This window comes from Serratia sp. H1w, from assembly GCF_000633355.1.
Lineage (GTDB): Bacteria > Pseudomonadota > Gammaproteobacteria > Enterobacterales > Enterobacteriaceae > Chania.
In genome coordinates, this window is the sequence record NZ_AYMQ01000075.1 from 1 (window position 1) to 20,866 (window position 20,866).

Annotated in this window: 22 protein-coding genes; 5 read left to right on the forward strand and 17 right to left on the reverse strand. The window is 54.6% G+C overall.

The annotated features are described in order from the left end of the window. Positions 1-349, reverse strand: a 349-nt coding sequence (locus U869_RS0117910) for a helix-turn-helix domain-containing protein (RefSeq protein ID WP_157834741.1), incomplete at its 3' end; no start/stop codon positions are given. 98 nt (positions 350-447) lie between these two features. Here U869_RS0117910 and U869_RS0117915 point away from each other — a divergent pair. Together U869_RS0117915 and U869_RS0117920 are read left to right on the forward strand one after the other, a co-directional pair. Next, entirely contained in the window at positions 448-1,197 is a 750-nt protein-coding gene (locus tag U869_RS0117915; protein ID WP_025123516.1) for an SDR family oxidoreductase, read from the forward strand. A 292-nt stretch (positions 1,198-1,489) separates the two neighbouring features. Then, complete coding sequence (locus U869_RS0117920; protein ID WP_025123517.1) at positions 1,490-1,756, forward strand: hypothetical protein; 267 nt, start codon at positions 1,490-1,492, stop codon at positions 1,754-1,756. 51 nt (positions 1,757-1,807) lie between these two features. On the opposite strand, the gene U869_RS0117925 is transcribed toward U869_RS0117920, so the two are convergent. Then, on the reverse strand, positions 1,808-2,404 hold the full coding sequence (locus tag U869_RS0117925) for a GNAT family N-acetyltransferase (RefSeq protein WP_025123518.1): 597 nt from the start codon (positions 2,402-2,404) through the stop codon (positions 1,808-1,810). A gap of 314 nt (positions 2,405-2,718) precedes the next feature. On the opposite strand from U869_RS0117925, the gene U869_RS30870 reads away from it, so the two are divergent. Next, positions 2,719-2,871: a type I toxin-antitoxin system Hok family toxin gene (locus U869_RS30870; protein ID WP_304412830.1), complete on the forward strand. Its 153-nt coding sequence runs from the start codon at positions 2,719-2,721 to the stop codon at positions 2,869-2,871. Between the two features lie 139 nt (positions 2,872-3,010). On the opposite strand, the gene ptsG is transcribed toward U869_RS30870, so the two are convergent. The 14 genes from ptsG to yceD form a co-directional block, all read right to left on the reverse strand. Continuing rightward, positions 3,011-4,444: a PTS glucose transporter subunit IIBC gene (ptsG, locus tag U869_RS0117935; RefSeq protein WP_025123520.1), complete on the reverse strand. Its 1,434-nt coding sequence runs from the start codon at positions 4,442-4,444 to the stop codon at positions 3,011-3,013. Positions 4,445-4,784: 340 nt separating this feature from the next. After that, positions 4,785-5,561 (reverse strand): metal-dependent hydrolase, encoded by a 777-nt coding sequence (locus tag U869_RS0117940; RefSeq protein ID WP_025123521.1) that lies wholly within the window; start codon positions 5,559-5,561, stop codon positions 4,785-4,787. Positions 5,562-5,575: 14 nt separating this feature from the next. Next, positions 5,576-6,583, reverse strand: coding sequence for a DNA polymerase III subunit delta' (gene holB, locus U869_RS0117945; RefSeq protein ID WP_025123522.1), 1,008 nt, complete (start codon positions 6,581-6,583; stop codon positions 5,576-5,578). Next, a complete protein-coding gene (gene tmk, locus U869_RS0117950) occupies positions 6,583-7,221 on the reverse strand; it encodes a dTMP kinase (RefSeq protein ID WP_025123523.1) in 639 nt (212 codons plus the stop codon). Before tmk ends, holB begins: the two co-directional genes overlap by 1 nt. Beyond that, the gene (gene mltG, locus U869_RS0117955) at positions 7,211-8,236 is read right to left on the reverse strand and encodes an endolytic transglycosylase MltG (protein WP_025123524.1); all 1,026 of its coding nucleotides are present in this window, start codon (positions 8,234-8,236) and stop codon (positions 7,211-7,213) included. Before mltG ends, tmk begins: the two co-directional genes overlap by 11 nt. Before the next feature lie 13 nt (positions 8,237-8,249). After that, entirely contained in the window at positions 8,250-9,047 is a 798-nt protein-coding gene (gene pabC / locus U869_RS0117960; RefSeq protein WP_025123525.1) for an aminodeoxychorismate lyase, read from the reverse strand. A 105-nt stretch (positions 9,048-9,152) separates the two neighbouring features. Continuing rightward, positions 9,153-10,394, reverse strand: coding sequence for a beta-ketoacyl-ACP synthase II (fabF, locus tag U869_RS0117965; protein ID WP_025123526.1), 1,242 nt, complete (start codon positions 10,392-10,394; stop codon positions 9,153-9,155). Between the two features lie 81 nt (positions 10,395-10,475). After that, positions 10,476-10,712: an acyl carrier protein gene (acpP, locus tag U869_RS0117970; RefSeq protein WP_004719003.1), complete on the reverse strand. Its 237-nt coding sequence runs from the start codon at positions 10,710-10,712 to the stop codon at positions 10,476-10,478. A 154-nt stretch (positions 10,713-10,866) separates the two neighbouring features. Continuing rightward, entirely contained in the window at positions 10,867-11,601 is a 735-nt protein-coding gene (fabG, locus tag U869_RS0117975; protein WP_025123527.1) for a 3-oxoacyl-ACP reductase FabG, read from the reverse strand. Positions 11,602-11,613: 12 nt separating this feature from the next. Further along, a complete protein-coding gene (gene fabD, locus U869_RS0117980; protein WP_025123528.1) occupies positions 11,614-12,543 on the reverse strand; it encodes an ACP S-malonyltransferase in 930 nt (309 codons plus the stop codon). A gap of 18 nt (positions 12,544-12,561) precedes the next feature. After that, complete coding sequence (locus U869_RS0117985; protein ID WP_025123529.1) at positions 12,562-13,515, reverse strand: beta-ketoacyl-ACP synthase III; 954 nt, start codon at positions 13,513-13,515, stop codon at positions 12,562-12,564. A gap of 6 nt (positions 13,516-13,521) precedes the next feature. Next, positions 13,522-14,556 carry a phosphate acyltransferase PlsX gene (gene plsX / locus U869_RS0117990; protein WP_025123530.1) on the reverse strand — a complete coding sequence of 345 codons (1,035 nt, stop codon included), beginning with the start codon at positions 14,554-14,556 and terminating at the stop codon, positions 13,522-13,524. A 12-nt stretch (positions 14,557-14,568) separates the two neighbouring features. Next, positions 14,569-14,736 carry a 50S ribosomal protein L32 gene (rpmF, locus tag U869_RS0117995; RefSeq protein ID WP_004943042.1) on the reverse strand — a complete coding sequence of 56 codons (168 nt, stop codon included), beginning with the start codon at positions 14,734-14,736 and terminating at the stop codon, positions 14,569-14,571. 16 nt (positions 14,737-14,752) lie between these two features. Next, positions 14,753-15,274: a 23S rRNA accumulation protein YceD gene (yceD, locus tag U869_RS0118000; protein ID WP_025123531.1), complete on the reverse strand. Its 522-nt coding sequence runs from the start codon at positions 15,272-15,274 to the stop codon at positions 14,753-14,755. A 141-nt stretch (positions 15,275-15,415) separates the two neighbouring features. Here yceD and U869_RS0118005 point away from each other — a divergent pair, with 141 nt between their 5' ends. Further along, positions 15,416-15,997 carry a nucleoside triphosphate pyrophosphatase gene (locus U869_RS0118005; RefSeq protein ID WP_025123532.1) on the forward strand — a complete coding sequence of 194 codons (582 nt, stop codon included), beginning with the start codon at positions 15,416-15,418 and terminating at the stop codon, positions 15,995-15,997. 29 nt (positions 15,998-16,026) lie between these two features. Here U869_RS0118005 and rluC read toward each other — a convergent pair whose 3' ends face one another. Then, positions 16,027-16,995, reverse strand: a complete 969-nt coding sequence (rluC, locus tag U869_RS0118010; RefSeq protein WP_025123533.1) for a 23S rRNA pseudouridine(955/2504/2580) synthase RluC — start codon at positions 16,993-16,995, stop codon at positions 16,027-16,029. 553 nt (positions 16,996-17,548) lie between these two features. On the opposite strand from rluC, the gene rne reads away from it, so the two are divergent. Then, positions 17,549-20,833, forward strand: coding sequence for a ribonuclease E (rne, locus tag U869_RS0118015; RefSeq protein ID WP_025123534.1), 3,285 nt, complete (start codon positions 17,549-17,551; stop codon positions 20,831-20,833). The last annotated feature ends 33 nt before the right edge of the window (positions 20,834-20,866 follow it).

Here is a 20,866-nt window from a genome sequence, read left to right on the forward strand (position 1 = left end):
AACACATTGAATACTTGACCAACGAGTCCAGCGTGGGGCGCAGCGTTTTGCCCAAAGGGGTAATTTGATACTCCACCCGTGGTGGCACCTGGGCAAATACCTTACGGGTAACCAGGCCGCATTGTTCAAACTGGCGCAACTGACGCGTCAGCTCTTTTTGCGCGATGGGGGCAACCGCACGCTGCAACTCGCTAAAGCGTATCGGGTCGTCGATCACCATCAGGCGATACAGGATCGGGATCGCCCATTTACCCGACACCAGATTGACAAAGTTCACCATCGGGCACGGTTCCCCGGCAGGCGGTAACGGATAATTTTTTTCTGCCTTCCCCTTCACTGTTGACGCCATAGCATCCCACTTTGTCCTTTAGTATCCAAACGGTACCTACTATGCAAAAGGTACTAATACACCAATAATGGCGTAACTGAACAACGAGAGGAAGAGTTATGTCGCGATTAGCAGGTAAATTTGCGTTGATCACCGGGGGAACCAGCGGCATCGGGCTGGAGACGGCCCGGCAGTTTATTGCCGAAGGCGCAACGGTTGCGATCACTGGCCGCAGCAAAAGTGGACTACAGGCCGCGGGCGAAACCCTGGGCGAAGTGGTGCTGTTGCACAGCAATGCGGGAGATATCAGCCAACAACCGGTTCTGGCCGCACAACTGGCACGAAGCTGGCCCCGGCTGGATATTCTGTATATCAACGCCGGTGATGTCACGCACCTGCCGTTGCAGGAATGGGATGAGCAGCGCTATGACCAACTGATGAACACTAATCTCAAAGGCCCCTTCTTTTTAATTCAGGCCCTGTTGTCATTGTTGTCTAACCCCGCTTCGGTGATCCTGTGTGGTTCCGTCAGCGCCCATATTGGTCTGGCACAAAGCAGCGTCTATGCCGCCAGCAAAGCCGGGATCTTATCTTTAGCGCGTTCGCTGTCTGCCGAGCTGCACCCACGTGGTATTCGTGTCAACGGCCTCAGCCCTGGCCCTACGGCAACCCCGGCGCTGGGCAAGCTGGGTTTACCGGCACAGGCTGAACAAGCATTGCGTGAAGAGATCCACGCACTGGTGCCGATTGGTCGTATGGGGACCTCGCTGGAATTGGCTAAAGCCGCCGTGTTCCTCGCCTCTGACGAATCCGGCTACATGGTGGGCAGTGAATTACTGATCGACGGCGGCGTGGGAAATTTGCGGTGATGGCGGGCTGCGGCCCGCTTTTTCGCTTGAAGAAATATCGATAGAGAGCGAATCATTTCACGAGCAACAATTAAACATATCCCGAGCCATATCGCGGCCACTGTTTACAATAAGCCGCCTGCAATAGCCATCAGAAAGCCTAAAGTTAACCCATAGGGCAAACTGTAAATACCTCACCTCCAGCCATCACCCGCTGACCCTAAGCTATCCGGCCCTCAAACGTATTACTTGTTACCACCGCCATTGCATCAGGCTCGCTTTCTTGCAATGCACATGATTGGACGCTGATATCATGAAACTTCGAACCCTTGTCAATGCAACCCTGCTCTCTTTGCCACTGATGGCCTGCGGTCTCGCACAGGCTAGCGATCAGGTCATTCCGTGGGCCACCAACTCCGGTGGCGTAGAGTCAAATCACATCGCCAAGGTTGGTGAAAATCTGAACGCTCCCCATCAGCAGGTCACCAAGACTCAGGAAGGCGTTTGGGCCATGAATTCCGGCAGTATTGCCGATGATGAAAAAGCGCTCACCGCCGAGCCGAAGAGCTCTCAGCACTAAGCGTTTTACCGGCAGTTACAGACCGGATCTGTAACTGCTTGCCTCACACGCCTAGCGTCTCAGCAAAGCTTCCAGACTGGCTTTCACCTCAGACCACTCATCATCGATGATGCTGAACCTGACCGAATTACGTTTACGCCCGTCGGGCATGATCCGCTCGTGGCGGACGATCCCCTCCTGCTTGGCACCAATACGCAAAATTGCCGCGCGTGACTTGTCGTTCAGTTCATCGGTGGTGAACTGCACCCGTACCGCCTGCAAAACGTCAAAGGCATAGCCAAGCAGTAGGTATTTCGCTTCGGTATTCACTCCAGAACGCTGCACCGACTGGCTTAGCCAGGTGTGACCGATTTCCATTTTGCGATTGGTCCGATCGATCTTCCAAAAACGGGTGCTACCGACAATGCGCCCGCTGGCCCGTTGAACAATCACAAACGGCAGCATGGAGCCGGCATCACGGCCCGCCACTGCGGTGGCGATGTAGTTGTCGATGGTGCTGGCATTTGGCACTGCGGTGACCTTCAGGTTCCATAGCTCGCCGTCTGCGGCAGCGCTCAGCATTGCCTCACGATGCTCCGGCTGCAAGGGCCATAATTCGATATGGTCTCCGATTAAGGTTGGAGGTTCGAGCATGGATTGGCTAGTCATTTTTACCCTCTTGCAGCGATCGATGGATAGCCATCAGCATCGCAAGAAATGGGCAAGAAACCAACAAATTAAGAAGGATAAACACCGAGTCGGTTCGACTTAATTGTCGTATGTAATAAAGGGCTGATTTATTACCGGGCGGGATTAGAGTTAAAATTCGCATGGGTGCTCTGGACCTTTTTGTCCCGAGCATTGGCAAGGGATAAAAAGAGAAAGACCCCGAATCGATAACATCAACCCGAGGTCACTCTTTATGCATGAACACCATAAAGGTAGCCTCTTACCCGCCGAAAGGCAAGGACAAGGAGGCTATCATGCCGCAAAAGCTAGTCGTAATGGCCCTGGTTATTCTCTGTATCACCGTGCTGGTGTTTACTTGGATGACCAGGAAAAGACTCTGCGAAATCCGCATCCGTAGCGGAAACACGGAGGTTGCGGCCATGATGGCTTACGAATCCCTAAGGTAAGGCAACCCAACGGCGGGGCTTGCCCCGCCTGTTGGTTGTTTGAGCTGAAGATCCATGAGCACCCCTTGCTATATTATTAAAAAATCCCATGAAAAAAGGGGAAGCCTAAGCCTCCCCTCTATCAACTCCCCTACCTGAATCAGTTGTTACGGATGTATTCATCCATATCGGTTTTCAGGTTGTCGGATTTGGTACCAAAGATTGCCTGAACGCCAGAGCCTGCCACAACCACACCGGCAGCACCCAGTTTCTTCAGACCAGCCTGGTCAACCTTGGATACGTCGGCCACGCTAACGCGCAGACGGGTAATACAGGCATCGAGGTTGGTGATGTTTTCTTTACCGCCGAATGCCTGAACCAGCGCAGCAGACATTTCAGAACCACCCTGAGTCACCTGGTCGGTAGAGTTTTCTTCACGGCCAGGGGTTTTCAGATCCAGTTTGGCAATCAGCACACGGAAGATGGTGTAGTACACCAGACCGTAGATGACACCGACGATAGGGAACAGCCAGATTTTGCTGCTGTTACCGCTCAGTACGATGAAGTCGATCAGACCGTGTGAGAAGCTGGTACCGTCACGCATCCCCAACAGAATACAGATTGGGAACGCCAGACCGGCCAGGATCGCATGGATTGCGTACAGGATTGGTGCAACGAACATGAAGGAGAACTCGATCGGCTCGGTAATACCAGTCAGGAACGAGGTCAACGCGGCGGAGATCATGATACCGCCGACTTTGGCACGGTTTTCCGGCTTGGCAGAGTGCCAGATGGCAATCGCAGCAGCAGGCAGACCGTACATTTTGAACAGGAAACCACCGGACAGCATACCCGCTTTCGGGTCACCCGCCATATAGCGAGGGATGTCACCATGGAACACTTGACCCGCTGCGTTGGTGTATTCACCGATCTGCATTTGGAACGGTACGTTCCAGATATGGTGCAGACCAAACGGCACCAGAGCACGCTCAACAAAACCGTAGATACCAAACGCTACCACTGGGTTCTGATAAGCCGCCCATTGTGAGAAGGTCTGGATAGCCGTACCGATTGGAGGCCAGATGAAGGAGAGGATCACACCCAGAATGATTGCGGCCAGACCAGAGATGATCGGCACAAAACGCTTACCGGCAAAGAAGCCCAGGTATTCTGGCAACTGAATGCGGAAGAAGCGGTTAAACATGTAGGCAGCGATGGCGCCGGAGATAATCCCCCCTAGCACACCGGTATCCGCCAGGTGTTTAGCTGCAATCTCTTCGGCTGGCAAATGCAGCACCAGCGGCGCAACCACAGCCATGGTTTTCACCATGATGCCGTAAGCCACTACCGCAGCCAATGCAGATACGCCGTCGTTGTTAGTGAAGCCCAGGGCCACACCGATAGCGAAGATCAACGGCATATTGGCGAATACGGAACCGCCGGCTTCCGCCATCACGTGTGAGACTACCAGAGGTAGCCAGCTAAAGTTGGCGGAACCGACGCCCAGCAGGATACCTGCGATAGGCAATACGGAAACCGGCAGCATCAGCGATTTACCTACTTTTTGCAGGTTGGCAAATGCGTTCTTGAACATAGTTGAGTGTGCTCCTGAGTAATAGTGCTTTGCTACTTCTCGCGAATTTTCGCGTTGCAGAGGGGGGAGAGAAAAACCCCTGCATTTTCAGGGTGTCTGAGCACCCCTTTAATTTTTACGCAGAGTAAAATAAATACCCTGAACAATGTTTGATGACAGTCACGTTTCGATGAATCAGCTCGGTCATTTTTCTCAAATCGCCTACTTTTTGTAAGAAAAGATGAAAAAATACGCAAGCCTTGCCCTGAAACGGGTGGGAACATTACCCGTTTCGCGGATTAATTACGAGCTTAAAAAGAATTACCTTGGCCTCGCCGATTGGCTAAGCCTAGACGAAGGATCAGAGTTTAATGTGAAACAACCGTGAAAAGTTGGCGGTGGTTGCCTGCGCCAGCGCTTCCAGACTGATGCCCTTCAATACGGCGAGGTATTCCGCGACATCGCGGACATAGGCAGGCTGGTTTTCTTTGCCACGATGCGGCACTGGTGCCAGGTATGGCGAGTCGGTCTCCACCAGCATGCGATCCAGTGGCACATAACGGGCCACTTCGCGCAGCGGCTCAGCGTTACGGAAAGTAACTATGCCGGAAAACGAGATATAGAAGCCCAGATCGAGCAAGGCCTTGGCCGTTGGCAAATCTTCGGTGAAGCAATGCAGTACGCCGCCACAATCCTGGGCATTTTCTTCACGCAAAATGGCTAGAGTATCTTCACGTGCATCGCGGGTATGTACGATCACCGGTTTGTTGAGATCCCGGCCAATACGAATATGTTGGCGGAACGACTCTTGCTGCAACGGGATATTGTCTTGCTGATAGAAGTAATCCAGCCCGGTCTCTCCCATGGCAACCACCTGCTCTGCCGCTGCCAGACTGCGCAGCTCGGCATAGTCATAGCCGCCTTCCAGATTCAATGGATGAACGCCACAGGAGAAGGCGACATCATCACGTTGGCCAATCAACTGGGTCATAGCCTGATAACCGGGCAGCGTGGTGGCAACCGCCAGTACAAAGCCCACGTCCTGCGCTTTGGCTTTGGCCAGGGCATCGTCCACGCTGTGGTGCAAGGTGGCGAAATCCAGGCTGTCGAGATGGCAGTGAGAATCTACTAATAACATGATAATTAACTCTTTTACAACGAATGAGGGGGGGAGTAACCGGTAGCGCCGAGCATCTGCTCCCAACCGAGTAACTGTTCTGTCAGCAGCAGTTCGCGATTAACGCCAACCACGCTGAGTAACTGATGGCGGCAGTTAAGCCACTGCTGCATGATTTGTTGTAGCGAAACGCTGCTTAAACGGCTGGCCAACTGCTGGACTAGCGGCAGTTGATCCTGGTTCAGAGCATAGCTCGCGGCACCTTGCTGGTATTTCATTGCGTCCATCAACAACGCACATAGCCAGTGCAGCCTGTCGGCCACGTCGTTATGATTCAATGCGGGTAGCAGACCCAGCATATCGCACTGTGGCAAAGCGGCACTCAGAGCGCTGCACAGTGCCACACGCTGTTGCCAGCGCTCTGGTTGCAGCAGCTTTTCAGCAGCCAGCGGTGCGCCATCATGTAAACGTAACGCAGTCAGGCGATCTAGCGGATTACCTACGCCCTGGCGGTTCAGCCATTGCAAGCTGAGCTGTTCATCCGGGCTGGCCAGATGCCAGTAGAAACAGCGGCTACGCAGCGTCGCCAGCAGACGTGAGGGTTCACGGCAGCCTAACAGGAAGTAGGTATTGGCCGGGGGCTCTTCCAGGGTTTTCAGCAGGGCATTAGCGGCGGCTTCGGTCAGCAACTCCGCCTGCGACAGCCACACCACCTTGGCTCCCCCCTGCTGAGCATGGGAATAGAGGATTTCGATCACTTGGCGGATGGGTTCGATACCCAAACTGCTTTTGCCTTTTTCCGGTGCCAGCACGTGATAGTCCGGGTGGTTGCCTGCCAGCATCAACCGGCAACTGTGGCATTCACCACAACTCTTTTCACCATTGCGCTTCTGGCAAATCAGCCAGCGGCTTACGGCGTAGAGTAACTCCGCATCACCGTTACCCAGCGCCGCATGCAGCAGCAAGGCGTGATGGCCGCGCCCAGCCGCATACTGCCCCACCAAATGACGGTAGGGAGCGTTAAGCCACGGATACCAGTTCATTACGCCTCTTCCTGCTGTTGCAGCCACTGCGAAACTACCTGCCGAATATCGGCGGTGACCTGTTCCAACGATTGCGCCGCATCCACGGTAACGATGCTCGCATCCTCGGCCGCCAGTTCAAGATAGCGTGCGCGGGTACGTTCAAAGAACGGTAGTGCCTCTTGTTCGATACGATCCAGCTCCCCACGAGCTCGCGCTCTTTGCAGGCCAACCAGCGGCGGTAAATCGAGGTACAGGGTCAGGTCAGGGCGAAAATCACCCAGTACCGTGTCACGTAGTGAGGTCATCAAACGCTGGTCGACGCCTCGGCCACCGCCCTGATAGGCTTGCGAGGAGAGGTCATGACGATCGCCAACTACCCACGCCCCCCGCTCCAATGCCGGTTTAATCACGGTTTCCACCAGCTGTACGCGCGCGGCATACAGCATCAGGACTTCCGCTTTGATCGTAGGCAATTCGCCATCAGTGCCACGTTTAAACAAATCACGCAGCTTCTCGGCCAGTGGCGTACCGCCTGGTTCACGGGAAAAAACAATATCGTTAATGCCATGGTCATTAAGAATACTGACTACGGTATTGCGCGCGGTGGTTTTTCCCGCGCCTTCCAAGCCTTCAATGACGACAAATTTACTTTTCATTCTTTTCCTTTTGTACCTGCCGATAGGCACGCACCGCCGCATTATGGCTGGCCAGATTGGTGGTGAACGTATGCCCACCCTTGCCGTCGGCAACAAAATACAGATAATCGGTTTTAGCCGGGTTGGCAGCAGCCTCCAACGAGGCACGGCTCGGCATGGCAATTGGCGTTGGTGGCAGGCCACTGATCACATAAGTGTTATAGGGAGTTGGCGTTTCCAGATCCTTGCGGGTGATATTGCCGGTGTAATTCTCTCCCATGCCATAAATCACCGTAGGATCGGTCTGCAAACGCATGCCTAAACGCAGACGATTGATAAACACCGAAGCAACCTTGGTCCGCTCTTCGGCTACCGCAGTCTCTTTTTCGATGATCGAGGCCATCGTCAGCATCTCTTCCGGGGTTTTGTATGGCAAGCTGGTGTCTCGCGCGTGCCAGATATCCTGCAATGCCTTGTACATCCGCAGTTGCGAACGTTTCAGCAATGCCAGATCGGTCGTTCCCGCCGTGTAGAGATAGGTGTCTGGATACAAGCGCCCTTCCAGCGTGGTTCCTTCCGGCAAGCCCAGCGCCATGGCGATTTCCGCCTCGCTTTTACCCGCCAGGGTATGTTTGACATATTTGGACTCTTGCAGCACCTGCAACCAATCTTTCAGACGCGAACCTTCAATAAAGCGCGCGCTGAACTGGGCTTCTTTGCCGCTCGCCAGCAGTTTCAGCATCTGGCGCACCGTCATCCCCGGGGTCAAACGGTAGGTGCCAGCCTTGAATTCAGCCAGTTCCGGCTCCAGGCGCAATAGCCAGGGGAACCAGCGACCGTTGTGGATCAGTTTATCACGGACCAGCAGTCCTTCCAGTGCCACACGGCCAGTGCCTGCGGGCAGTTTGAAGTAGGTTTCCTGCCCAATCGCCAACGGGGTATCGGCAAAGCGTTCAATCCGCTGATGCCCCCAAAACAGCGAAGCCAACGCCAGCAGTAGCACCAGTAAAACAATCTTGAGCTTTTTTCTCTTCATCAATCAGCCATCATCAACAGTGTGGTCGCAAAAAATCATACAGTTGGCGCGCGGGGTAACGCCATGATTGTGCACTATTCACCGGCAGCAACGGCATCAGCGCGTTGCATACCAAAACTTCCTCCGCATCAGCCAGCGTGGTTATGGGCTCACTGACGTCATGCAGTAGATATTCACTGCCCTGCAAAAGTTCAATCACTCGGCGGCGCATCACTCCGGCGACACCGGCCTGATCGAGATTGGGCGTAAAGACGTTTTTTCCTTTGCGCCAGAATAAATTAGCGGCACAGCATTCCACCAGCATACCCGCAGTGTCAAGCACCAGCGCCTCATGGGCATCGGCCTGGTCAAGATGTGCGCGGATCAGCACCTGCTCCAGGCGGTTAAGGTGTTTCAAACCCGCCAGCAATGGATTACGCGCCAACGCTACCGGGCTAAGCGCCAGGGTGATCCCTTCATCACGCCATGACAGGTAGTGCGTGGGATAAGTGCTGCGCGTCACGATCCTGGTAGGCGCTGCGCATCCTTGTGGGCTGTAGCCACGCCCGCCACTGCCCCTGGTCAGTATCGCTTTGACCACACCAAGTTGAAGAGATACTGCCGCATGACTCATCTCGCGTTCCAATGCTGCCCAGTCCACCGCTGGCAACAGCAATCGTTGTGCCGCCTGCTGCATACGCTCAAGATGCCAAGGCAAGAGATCGATATTGCCATCCCTTACCCGGGCGGTGGTAAAGCAGCCATCGCCAAACTGCAAGCCGCGATCGCTGGCTGCCAGGGCGTCATGTTGTTGTCCGTTGATCCAGTACATGCGTTTCCCCACCGTGGTTTTCGCTACAGCATAACATTATGTATGGCGCATAAAAAAAGCCCGGTCAAAATGCACCGGGCCTCTATCAGCTTACATTGGCAATAACTATACGCGACGGAAAATCAGCGAGCCATTAGTGCCACCGAAGCCGAAGGAGTTACACAGAGTGAACTCCATATCTTTGGTCTGACGTGCTTCATGCGGCACGAAGTCCAGATCGCAACCTTCATCCGGGTTATCCAGATTGATGGTAGGCGGAACGGCCTGATCGCGCAGCGCCAACACGGTAAAGATCGACTCAATCGCGCCAGCGGCACCCAGCAGGTGGCCGGTCATCGATTTGGTGGAGCTGACCATCACCCGCTTGGCATCGCTGCCAAATACGGACTTCACCGCCTGGGTTTCGGCTTTATCACCGGCCGGCGTCGAGGTGCCATGCGCGTTGATATAACCAATTTGTGACGTTGTCACACCTGCGTCACGCAGCGCATTGTCCATCGCCAAGGCCGCACCGGCACCGTTTTCTGGTGGCGATGTCATGTGGTAGGCATCGCTGCTCATCCCAAACCCGACAACTTCAGCGTAAATTTTCGCACCGCGGCGTTTCGCGTGTTCGTACTCTTCCAGCACCATCATCCCCGCGCCATCGCCCAGCACAAAACCATCACGGTCTTTGTCCCAAGGGCGGCTTGCGGCCTGTGGGTTGTCATTGCGGGTTGAGAGCGCACGAGCCGCCCCAAAGCCGCCGACACCCAGAGGGGTACTGGCTTTTTCTGCACCACCGGCCAGCATCACATCGGCATCATTGTAAGCAATGATACGTGCAGCATGGCCGATGTTATGGACACCCGACGTACAGGCGGTGGCGATGGAGATACTTGGGCCACGCATGCCGTACATAATGGTCAGGTGACCGGCAATCATGTTCACAATGGTCGAAGGCACAAAAAACGGACTGATTTTCCGTGGGCCACCGTTAACCAGTGAACTATGGTTCTCTTCAATCAACCCCAGGCCGCCGATACCGGAGCCGATGGCGGCACCAATACGATTGGCATTTGCCTCGTTGATATCCAGCCCCGCGTCCTGCATGGCTTGCATGCCGGCGACGATGCCGTATTGAATGAAGGCATCCATCTTGCGCGCATCTTTGCGCGAGATGAAATCTTCACAGTTAAAATTCTTTACCAAGCCAGCAAAACGCGTTGCATAGGCAGTAGTATCGAAATGGTCGATCAGGCTGATGCCACTCTGACCGGCAAGCAGGGCATTCCATGTGGACTCTACCGTATTGCCGACAGGAGACAACATGCCCAGTCCGGTCACAACTACTCGACGCTTAGACACGTTTGTCCTCCAAGGAGGGAAAATATGACGCTAGGGATAAAAAAAACTTAGGCGGTCGAGTGACCGCCTAGATATGTTCGCTTACTGCTGGCTAGCGTTGATGAAATCAATAGCTGCTTGCACAGTAGTGATTTTCTCTGCTTCTTCGTCTGGAATCTCGGTGTCGAATTCTTCTTCCAGAGCCATTACCAGCTCAACGGTGTCAAGAGAATCAGCGCCCAGGTCTTCAACGAAAGAAGCGTTGTTCAATACTTCTTCCTGCTTAACACCCAGTTGCTCAACAATGATTTTCTTAACGCGTTCTTCGATAGTGCTCATACTCTTAAATTTCCTATCAAAACTCGCTTTCGCGATGGTTTTCGTAGTGTATAAAATGTTGAAAAAGATGCAACTAAATCCCGGCTGGTCAAACCACGATTTTACGCTATTTTGCGGTTTTTACCTCAAATAACGCAAATAGTTTTCACATTTTTTAAATCATGTACATGCCGCCATTGACATGTAACGTTTCACCGGTGATGTAGCTGGCCTCGTCAGAGGCTAAAAATGCAACAGCGCTGGCGATTTCTTTAGCTTCCCCAAGCCGGCTAGCCGGAACCTGAGTCAAAATGCCTGCGCGTTGATCTTCTGTCAACGCCCGTGTCATGTCCGTCTCAATAAAGCCAGGAGCCACGACGTTGACCGTAATGCCACGTGAAGCGATCTCACGTGCCAAAGACTTACTAAAACCAATCAGACCGGCTTTAGCCGCCGCGTAGTTAGCCTGCCCTGCATTCCCCATGGTGCCAACAACGGAACCGATAGAGATGATACGGCCAAACCGCTTTTTCATCATAGCTCGCATTACCGCTTTTGACAGACGGAATACGGAAGTCAGATTGGTGTCCAGGATATCCTGCCACTCATCATCCTTCATTCGCATCAGCAGGTTATCACGCGTAATCCCGGCATTATTCACTAAAATGTCGATTTCGCCAAATTCCGCACGAATCGAGGTCAAAACGTGTTCGATAGATTGCGCATCAACCACGTTCAGCATATAGCCTTTGCCGTTCTCACCCAGATAGCTGCTGATGGCTTCAGCACCGCTCTCGCTGGTAGCGGTGCCGATAACCTTGGCGCCACGTGCAACAAACATCTCTGCAATAGCCCGGCCAATACCGCGGCTTGCGCCGGTGACCAGGACAATTTTCCCTTCGAAGCTCATGGTGATCCTCTTTTACTGTTCCAACGCCGCAGACAGGCTGGCAGTATCGTTCACTGCCGCCGCCGTCAGGGTGTCTACAATGCGTTTGGTCAGGCCGGTCAGCACTTTGCCTGGGCCCACTTCCAACAGCAGAGAAACACCCTCTGCTGCCATAAATTCTACGCTTTCCGTCCAGCGCACCGGGCTGTACAGCTGGCGAACCAACGCACTGCGGATAGCTTCTGGCGCGGTTTCTGCGCGTACATCAACGTTATTGACCACTGGGACCAACGGCGCGTTGAAGGTAATGTCTTGCAGCGCGACAGCCAGCTTATCGGCAGCCGGTTTCATCAGTGCGCAATGCGAAGGCACGCTTACCGGCAACGGCAGCGCACGTTTGGCACCCGCCGCCTTGCAAGCGGCACCAGCACGCTCTACCGCTTCTTTGCTGCCCGCGATAACCACCTGCCCCGGGGAGTTAAAGTTCACCGGTGACACGACCTGGCCCTGAGCAGACTCCTCACAGGCTTTGGCGATGGAGGCATTATCCAGGCCGATGATGGCGTACATGGCACCAGTACCTTCCGGTACCGCTTCCTGCATCAGCTTGCCGCGCAACTCTACCAAACGGATGGCCGCAGCGAAATCCAGCACACCGGCACACACCAGCGCCGAGTATTCACCCAGACTGTGGCCTGCCATCATCACAGGCATGTTACCGCCCTGCTGCTGCCAGACACGGAAGATGGCAACCGAGGCCGCCAACAGCGCTGGCTGTGTCTGCCAGGTCTTGTTCAGCTCTTCTGCCGGGCCAGCCTGCACCAACTGCCACAGATCGTAACCCAAAGCCGCAGAAGCTTCGCTAAAAGTTTGTTCCACAATGGGAAACTGTGCGGCCAAATCGGCCAGCATGCCAACGGTTTGTGAACCCTGGCCTGGAAAAACAAAAGCAGTTTGCGTCATTTTTTTGTTCCTGTTGAATCAAAAACGAACCAGCGCCGAGCCCCAGGTAAAGCCACCGCCGAATGCTTCCAGCAACACCAACTGACCACGCTGGATGCGACCGTCGCGTACGGCTTCGTCGAGCGCCGCAGGTACCGAGGCGGCAGAGGTGTTACCGTGACGATCGAGCGTCACCACCACTTTATCCATCCCCATACCCAATTTTTTTGCCGTTGCGCTGATGATGCGCAGGTTGGCCTGGTGCGGAACCAGCCAATCCAGTTCGCTGCGGTCAAGATCGTTGGCCTTCAGCGTTTCATCAACGATATGTGCCAGTTCGGTAACTGCCACTTTAAACACTTCGTTACCCGCCATGGTGACGTAGGCAGGTTGATCCGGGTTCTGACGATCTTTATTCGGCAGCGCCAGCAGATTGCCGTAACGGCCATCCGCATGCAGATGGGTAGAAATAATGCCCGGCTCCTCAGAAGCCCCCAGCACTACCGCGCCGGCACCGTCGCCAAACAGGATGATCGTGCCACGATCTTCTGGATCGAGCGTGCGTGACAACGCATCGGAGCCGATCACCAGCGCATGTTTGACCGCGCCGTTCTTCACGTACTGGTCGGCCACGCTCAAGGCGTAGGTAAAGCCAGCACAGGCCGCCGCGATATCAAACGCCGCGCAGTCCTGAATGCCCAGCATCTGCTGCACCTGGCAGGCAGAACTTGGGAACGCATGGCTTGAGGTGGTGGTAGCTACCACGATCAGGCCGATATCTTCTTTAGCCACACCGGCCATTTCCAGCGCGTGAGACGCAGCGTGGAAGCTCATGGTTGCCACGGTTTCATCAGGGGCAGCGATACGACGTTCACGAATACCGGTGCGAGTCACAATCCACTCGTCAGACGTATCCACCATTTTTTCTAAGTCAGCGTTGGTGCGCACTTGTGCGGGCAAGTAACTCCCCGTACCGAGAATCTTTGTATACATGAACGATCAGTCACTCTTGGGTAATACAGCTTCAAGGCGCGCAGCAATCCTGTCCGGGACTTGCCGCTGCACCGCCTGTACAGCCTGTTCGATTGCCACTGCAAACGCGTTTTGGTTCGCGGCGCCGTGGCTCTTGATCACGGTTCCCCGCAATCCTAACAGACATGCACCATTATACTGGTCGGGGTTCAGGTGGCCAAAACGCCTGGCGACCCTTTTTTGTAACCAACGACCCAACAATTTTAACCACCACGCCTGCTTCCCCCCTTCGGAGGATGACTTGAGTAGTGACAAGAACAGTCTTATCACACCTTCCATGGTTTTCAGAGTGACGTTTCCAACAAAGCCGTCGCAGACCATCACATCGGTTTTACCGGTGAGCAGGTCATTGCCTTCCAGATAACCAATATAGTTGATTGCCTGAGTTTTTTTAAGCACGGCGGAAGCTTCGCGGATATTATCCAGACCTTTGGTTTCTTCTTCGCCGATATTGAGCAGCGCCACACGTGGCTGCGCAATGCCCAATACCTCTTCTGCCATCACCGCGCCCATCACCGCGAACTGCACCAGCATCGTGCTATCGCACTCTACGTTGGCCCCCAGATCCAGCACCACGGTTTTCCCGCGCTGTTGGTTAGGGATCACGGTCATCAACGCCGGGCGCTCAATGCCGTCCAGCGGTTTGATCAGCAGCTTGGCCAGCCCCATCAACGCCCCGGTATTCCCCGCACTGACACAAGCCTGTGCCTCACCGCTTTTAATCAACTCCAGCGCAATACGCATGGAGGTACCTCGGCTGGCCCGGATCGCTTGTGAAGGCTTGGCGTCACCGGCAATCACCGATTCGGCAGGTACGACTTGCAAGCGTTCCAGTACAGACGGATCGGCTTTGGCAAGTAACGGAGAGATGATGTCGGGATCGCCGACTAGCAGGAGATGAAGCTGTAAATTAGAGGCCAGTGCCTGCAATGAAGCAGGCACTGTGACGCAGGGACCGAAATCCCCGCCCATAGCATCTAACGCCAGGGTTAGACGAGTCAAAGTATCGCTGACTTAGCCGATAACCTTGCGACCGCGGTAGAAACCGTCGGCAGTGATGTGGTGACGACGATGAGTTTCACCGGAAGTCGCATCTACAGACAAGGTGGTGGTGGTCAGGGCGTCATGTGAACGACGCATGCCACGTTTGGAACGGGTTGGTTTATTTTGTTGTACGGCCATGGACCTTACTCCTCGATTACTTACGCTTTAAACTGGCTAATACGGCAAATGGATTTGGTTTCTCCGCCTCTGGAGGCAGTTTGCCAAACACCATGTCCGCTTCGGACACTTCACAGTGTTCAGATTCATGTACCGGAACGACAGGCAGTGAAAGAATAATTTCATCTTCAATCATTGCCAACAGATCGACTTCGCCAAACTCGTCAACTTCGATCGGTTCGTACGCTTCCGGTAATGCCTCAGCCTGCTCATCATTGACGACCGGGCTAAAACAATATGTTGTGTGGACCTGATGTGCAAACGGGACACCACAGCGTTGGCACATCAGCGTTACCGCGACGTCCGCCTGCCCTGTTATCACCGCGAGGCGCTGGTTATCGATATCAAACGACAACTGCACTTCAACATCACTGTCCACACTGACCACGGAGTCGGCAACACGTGTAACCAACTCAGGCGCATAGGAACCAACATAGTCCAGGCGTTTCTGAGCGGTACGTACCGCATCAATGGTCAAGGGTAATTTTACCTTTTGCATAGGGCGCGCATATTAACTTTGTAACGTCATAGAGTCAAAGAAAAAGGCCCTAAAACGGCACCTTTCACCAATATTCGCTTCCAGAGCGGCCGACAGTTTAAGATGGTCGACATATTTACGCTATGGTTTGTGGAAAAAATTATGCAAAGACTGTTACTCGCCTCAACGTCGGTTTACCGCCAGCAGCTGTTGGAAAAGCTGCATCTGCCGTTTATTTGTGCTGCACCGCAGACCGATGAAACGCCACTGGCCGGTGAAACTGCCGAAGCTCTGGTGCTGCGCCTGGCGGCGGCCAAGGCTCAGGCGCTGGCTATGGCCTACCCGGATCATCTGATTATCGGTTCCGACCAGGTCTGCGTGATCGACGGTGAGATCACCGGTAAGCCTCATAGCGAAGAGAACGCCTGTAAGCAGTTGCAGAGGGCCAGTGGCAAGCAGGTAACCTTCTATACCGGTTTGGCGCTCTATAATAGCCATAGCCAACGCCTACAGGTGGTGTGTGAACCTTTCCACGTACATTTCCGTACTCTGAGCGAGAAGGAGATTGCAACCTACGTACGTCTTGAGCAGCCGCTAAACTGTGCGGGCAGCTTTAAGAGTGAAGGTTTGGGGATTGCGCTGTTTGAAAGGTTGGAGGGCCGCGACCCGAATGCGTTGATTGGCCTGCCACTGATCGCGTTGCTGGAAATGTTGCGGGCTGAAGGGATCAACCCGCTGGTTTAAGTAGGCGCCCCTACGGTCGAATGTGGCGCTTATTTTTTGGCTGCGACTGCACGTTGCCGTAATACTTGCAGGCAATGACGCAGCTCATCATCCATCGGCGCTTCGATACGCATCGTTTCGCCGGTGGCGGGATGTTCAAAACGCAACGCCGCCGCATGCAGGAACAGACGCTTCAGGCCGGTGCCCGCCAGTTGGCGATCGAATTCCCGGTCACCATAACGATCGTCAAAGGCGATCGGATGCCCGGCATGCAGGGTATGCACGCGGATTTGGTGGGTACGCCCGGTGATCGGGCTGGCCTTCACCAGCGTCGCGTGCTCAAAGCGCTCTTCGATCTTGAAGCGGGTTTCCGAAGGTTTGCCTTCGCTGTTGACGCGTACGATCCGCTCGCCGCTCTGCAAAATATTTTTCAGCAGTGGAGCCTGCACTGCCTTGCAGTGTGACTGCCACTCGCCGCGCACCAACGCCATATAATCCTTCTGCATCCCCTTAAGCCGCAGTTGTTCATGCAGCGAACGCAGCGCAGAACGCTTCTTGGCCACCATCAACACGCCGGAGGTATCGCGGTCCAGACGGTGCACCAACTCCAGGAAACGCGCTTCCGGACGCAATGCCCGCAGCCCTTCGATCACGCCGAAGCTCAGGCCGCTACCGCCATGCACTGCCGTACCCGAAGGCTTATTCAGCAGCAGCAGGTGATCGTCCTCATAAAGGATGCAGTTGGCCAAGGCGGCCACTTTATCCAGCTTGGCAGAAACCGGCGCGTCTTCACGCTCGGCGACCCGCACCGGAGGAATACGCACCACATCGCCCGGTGCCAGTTTATATTCCGCCTTGATGCGGCCTTTATTGACCCGCACCTCACCTTTACGCACGATGCGATAAATCATGCTCTTCGGCACGCCTTTCAGGCGGGCAAGCAAGAAATTGTCGATTCTCTGACCGGCTTCGTCGTCAGAAATCGTCACTAATTGTACTGCGGGAATGTTCGTTTTCATGGTGCGGGATTCTAAATACAGCGAGTCAATAGCGCCACCTCTTTTTATGTGCTTAACTGTCTCTCAGACTGCAAGAGAAACGGCGGCGAACAATAAGGCAGCAAGCCAGGTTGAACGTTTGCGGTTTCAACGACAGTTTCAGCAAAGTCACCTTGCTATAACGGTGTCAGCAATGGAATAATGCTGTAACTTTCCGTGCCGATCCCCTTGAAACAGGGAGAATTGCGGAATTATACAGTTTGTCTGGTTACACAAAAACGCAGCAATGGCGTAAGACGTAATGTGAAATCAAACAATTAGCGGGCTGCGGGTTGCAGCTTGGCCGGTAAACGGAATCAGCTCTGTCAACCAATTCCAGAGGCTATTCCCTGAGTGAAAAGCGCTGTGCTTCACAAAGAAACACAGGCTTACCGAGATAATGCGCCCCTATGCAGGCGACAACCGTGAGGTTGACGGCTTTGCGAGAAGACACGGGGTTTTCGGTTTTAACCCGGCCATGAGGTTATTTTGCCCGCAGCTTTGTCGATAATGTAAAAAAAACGAGTAAGTTAAGATGAAAAGAATGTTGATTAACGCAACTCAGCAGGAAGAGTTGCGTGTTGCCCTTGTAGATGGACAGCGGCTGTACGATCTGGATATTGAAAGCCTTGGTCATGAGCAGAAAAAAGCGAATATTTACAAAGGCAAAATCACTCGTATTGAACCTAGTCTCGAAGCCGCATTTGTTGATTACGGCGCTGAACGACATGGTTTCCTCCCGCTAAAAGAAATCGCTCGCGAATACTTCCCAAGCAATTACTCCTCCCATGGTCGCCCGAACATCAAAGATGTGCTGCGTGAAGGCCAGGAAGTCATCGTTCAGGTGGATAAAGAAGAACGTGGTAATAAAGGCGCCGCCTTGACCACCTTCATCAGCCTGGCCGGTAGCTATCTGGTGCTGATGCCGAACAATCCGCGTGCCGGTGGTATCTCCCGCCGTATCGAAGGTGACGACCGTACCGAACTGAAAGAAGCGCTCTCCTCGCTGCAATTGCCAGACGGCATGGGTCTGATTGTCCGCACCGCTGGCGTTGGCAAATCTGCCGATGCACTGCAATGGGACCTGTCATTCCGCCTCAAGCACTGGGAAGCGATTAAGAAAGCCGCCGAAGGCCGCCCTGCTCCGTTCCTGATCCACCAGGAAAGCAACGTGATCGTGCGAGCATTCCGCGACTACCTGCGCCCGGACATCGGCGAAATCCTGATCGACAACCCGAAGGTACTCGATCTGGCCAAGGAGCACATCGCTGCCCTGGGTCGCCCGGATTTCAGCAGCAAGATCAAACTGTACAGTGGCGAAATCCCGCTGTTCAGCCATTACCAAATCGAATCACAGATCGAATCCGCGTTCCAACGTGAAGTGCGTCTGCCTTCCGGTGGTTCCATCGTGATCGACACCACCGAAGCGCTGACCGCTATCGACATCAACTCCGCGCGTGCAACCCGCGGTGGCGATATCGAAGAAACTGCATTCAACACCAACCTGGAAGCCGCGGATGAAATTGCTCGTCAATTACGCCTGCGTGACCTGGGTGGCCTGATCGTTATCGACTTTATCGATATGACCCCGGTGCGCCACCAGCGTGAAGTGGAAAACCGTCTGCGCGACGCCGTCCGTCAGGATCGTGCCCGCATTCAGATTGGCCGTATTTCCCGCTTCGGTCTGTTGGAAATGTCCCGCCAGCGCCTCAGCCCATCACTGGGTGAGTCCAGCCATCACGTGTGCCCACGCTGTACTGGTACCGGCACCATCCGTGATAACGAATCGCTGGCGCTGTCTATTCTGCGTCTGATCGAAGAAGAAGCGCTGAAAGAGAACACCAAAGAAGTTCACGCCATCGTACCGGTTCAGGTTGCCTCCTACCTGCTGAACGAAAAGCGTGACTCTGTCAGCGCGATCGAGAAGCGCCAGGGTGGTGTGAAAGCCATCATCGTGCCAAACGATCAGATGCAGACCCCGCATTACTCCGTGCTGCGTGTGCGTAAGGGCGAAGAAACACCAACCCTGAGCTACCTGCTGCCGAAGCTGCATGAAGAAGAAATGGCCCAGCCGCAGGAAGATGCACCGATTGAACGCAAACGCGAACAACCGGCACTGGCTTCCTTCTCTCTGGCGCAAGATGCTCCACCGCAGGAAGAAGAAGCGGCGGTTAGCAAACCTGCCGTTGCTGCCAAACCGGCCACGGCACCAGCCGCAGCGGTTGAAGCCAAACCAGGCCTGTTGAGCCGTCTGTTCGGTGGCCTGAAGTCACTGTTCGCCGGTGAAGAAACGCCGGTGGTAGCAGCTAAACCTGCCGAAGTTGAGAAAACGGAAGACAGCGACAACCGTCGCCAGGATCGTCGTGGCCAACGCCGCCATGGCTCTGCCCGTAAAGGTGAACGTGGCGAGCGTAAAGATCGTGGTGAAGGGCGTGACAACCGCGAACGTGATAACCGCGAACCACGCGAAAATCGCGAGAACCGTGAACCCCGTGAGCCACGCGAAAACCGTGACGATCAGCGCCGCAACAACCGTCGTAACGCACAACAGCAGACCGCACCAGCAGTTGCCAATGCCGAAGTGCAGACTGAAGAAGCAGCCAAGGTACAGCGCGAAGATCAGCAACAGCGTCGTGAGCAACGTGCCGAGCGTCAGCGCCGTCGTCAGGAAGAGAAACGCCAGGCGCCGCAAGACGTCAAAGTGCCGGACACTGCTGAAGTCGTCGTCGCCAGCCATAGCAATGACGAAGATGAAGACCGTCATCAGCAGCCGACTCAGCGTCGTCAACGCCGTCCACTCGCGCAGAAAGTTCGCGTCCTGTCGGCGGAAGAAGAACTGCATCGTGCCGCTGAAGAGCTGCTAGCGCCTAAAGCGCCGGTTGCCAAGGTTGAAGAAAACCAGGCTCCGGTTGTGGATGAGAACGTGAAACTGTTGCCACAGACCCTTGAGGCCCAGTCTGACGATGAAGCACAAGCCGACAACCGTGGTAACGGTGAAAACGGGATGCCACGTCGCTCTCGTCGTTCTCCACGCCATCTGCGCGTCAGCGGCCAACGTCGTCGTCGCTATCGTGACGAGCGTTATCCGAACCAGTCGCCAATGCCGTTGGCCGGGGCTTTTGCCTCACCAGAAATGGCATCAGGCAAGGTTTGGGTCAGCTATCCTGTGGCACACGCGGCAGCCTACGTTGAACACGAGGAAGCTCAAGCGCCAGTGGCAAATGAAACCGTTGCAGCACCAATTGCGGTTGAAGTTGCTCCAGTGCAGCCAGCAGTCGTCAACGAAGCGCCAAGCGTAGTCGTTGAAGAAGTGGCACCACAGGCAGTAGCAGCAGAGCCAGTGGCTGTTGAAGCCGCGGTAGAAGCTCCTGTAGCAACTGCGCCTGTTGAAGCCGTCGCTGACGTGGCCGTTGTTGCCGAGCCAGTGGTTGAAACCGTAGCGACTGAAGTTGTGGCTGAACCGGTTATCGTAGAACCCGTGGCACAAGAGCCAGTGGTTGAAGCAGAGGAAGTGACCGCAGCAGAACCTGTGGTAGCCGCAGCTGAGCCGGAAGTGATTCCAGCAGCACAACCAGAGGCTGCTCCAGCTTCTGTGCAGGCCGCCCCGGTTGTCGCACAACCGCGGCCAGTGCTGTACAAGCATATCGCTACCGCACCAATGACCAAAGCGCCAGCCCCGGATTACCAACCGGAAGCAGCACAAGTCAGCGAGTGGCAGCGCCCTTCCTTCAACTTTGATGGGAAAGGCTCTGCTGGCGGTCACGCAGCGGCAAATCAGGCCACTGCGCCAGCAACCAAACCGCAGCCGGTTAACGACTAAGTTAATCCCTGCCATAAAAAATCTATGGTCACC

Excerpts from the sequence above, each read along its gene's own strand:
- U869_RS0117915 (WP_025123516.1), top strand. The coding sequence starts at position 448 with ATGTCGCGATTAGCAGGTAAATTTGCGTTGATCACCGGGGGAACCAGC.
- U869_RS0117920 (WP_025123517.1), top strand. The coding sequence starts at position 1,490 with ATGAAACTTCGAACCCTTGTCAATGCAACCCTGCTCTCTTTGCCACTG.
- U869_RS0117925 (WP_025123518.1), bottom strand. The coding sequence starts at position 2,404 with ATGACTAGCCAATCCATGCTCGAACCTCCAACCTTAATCGGAGACCAT.
- U869_RS30870 (WP_304412830.1), top strand. The coding sequence starts at position 2,719 with ATGCCGCAAAAGCTAGTCGTAATGGCCCTGGTTATTCTCTGTATCACC.
- ptsG (WP_025123520.1), bottom strand. The coding sequence starts at position 4,444 with ATGTTCAAGAACGCATTTGCCAACCTGCAAAAAGTAGGTAAATCGCTG.
- U869_RS0117940 (WP_025123521.1), bottom strand. The coding sequence starts at position 5,561 with ATGTTATTAGTAGATTCTCACTGCCATCTCGACAGCCTGGATTTCGCC.
- holB (WP_025123522.1), bottom strand. The coding sequence starts at position 6,583 with ATGAACTGGTATCCGTGGCTTAACGCTCCCTACCGTCATTTGGTGGGG.
- tmk (WP_025123523.1), bottom strand. The coding sequence starts at position 7,221 with ATGAAAAGTAAATTTGTCGTCATTGAAGGCTTGGAAGGCGCGGGAAAA.
- mltG (WP_025123524.1), bottom strand. The coding sequence starts at position 8,236 with ATGAAGAGAAAAAAGCTCAAGATTGTTTTACTGGTGCTACTGCTGGCG.
- pabC (WP_025123525.1), bottom strand. The coding sequence starts at position 9,047 with ATGTACTGGATCAACGGACAACAACATGACGCCCTGGCAGCCAGCGAT.
- acpP (WP_004719003.1), bottom strand. The coding sequence starts at position 10,712 with ATGAGCACTATCGAAGAACGCGTTAAGAAAATCATTGTTGAGCAACTG.
- fabG (WP_025123527.1), bottom strand. The coding sequence starts at position 11,601 with ATGAGCTTCGAAGGGAAAATTGTCCTGGTCACCGGCGCAAGCCGCGGT.
- fabD (WP_025123528.1), bottom strand. The coding sequence starts at position 12,543 with ATGACGCAAACTGCTTTTGTTTTTCCAGGCCAGGGTTCACAAACCGTT.
- U869_RS0117985 (WP_025123529.1), bottom strand. The coding sequence starts at position 13,515 with ATGTATACAAAGATTCTCGGTACGGGGAGTTACTTGCCCGCACAAGTG.
- rpmF (WP_004943042.1), bottom strand. The coding sequence starts at position 14,736 with ATGGCCGTACAACAAAATAAACCAACCCGTTCCAAACGTGGCATGCGT.
- yceD (WP_025123531.1), bottom strand. The coding sequence starts at position 15,274 with ATGCAAAAGGTAAAATTACCCTTGACCATTGATGCGGTACGTACCGCT.
- U869_RS0118005 (WP_025123532.1), top strand. The coding sequence starts at position 15,416 with ATGCAAAGACTGTTACTCGCCTCAACGTCGGTTTACCGCCAGCAGCTG.
- rluC (WP_025123533.1), bottom strand. The coding sequence starts at position 16,995 with ATGAAAACGAACATTCCCGCAGTACAATTAGTGACGATTTCTGACGAC.
- rne (WP_025123534.1), top strand. The coding sequence starts at position 17,549 with ATGAAAAGAATGTTGATTAACGCAACTCAGCAGGAAGAGTTGCGTGTT.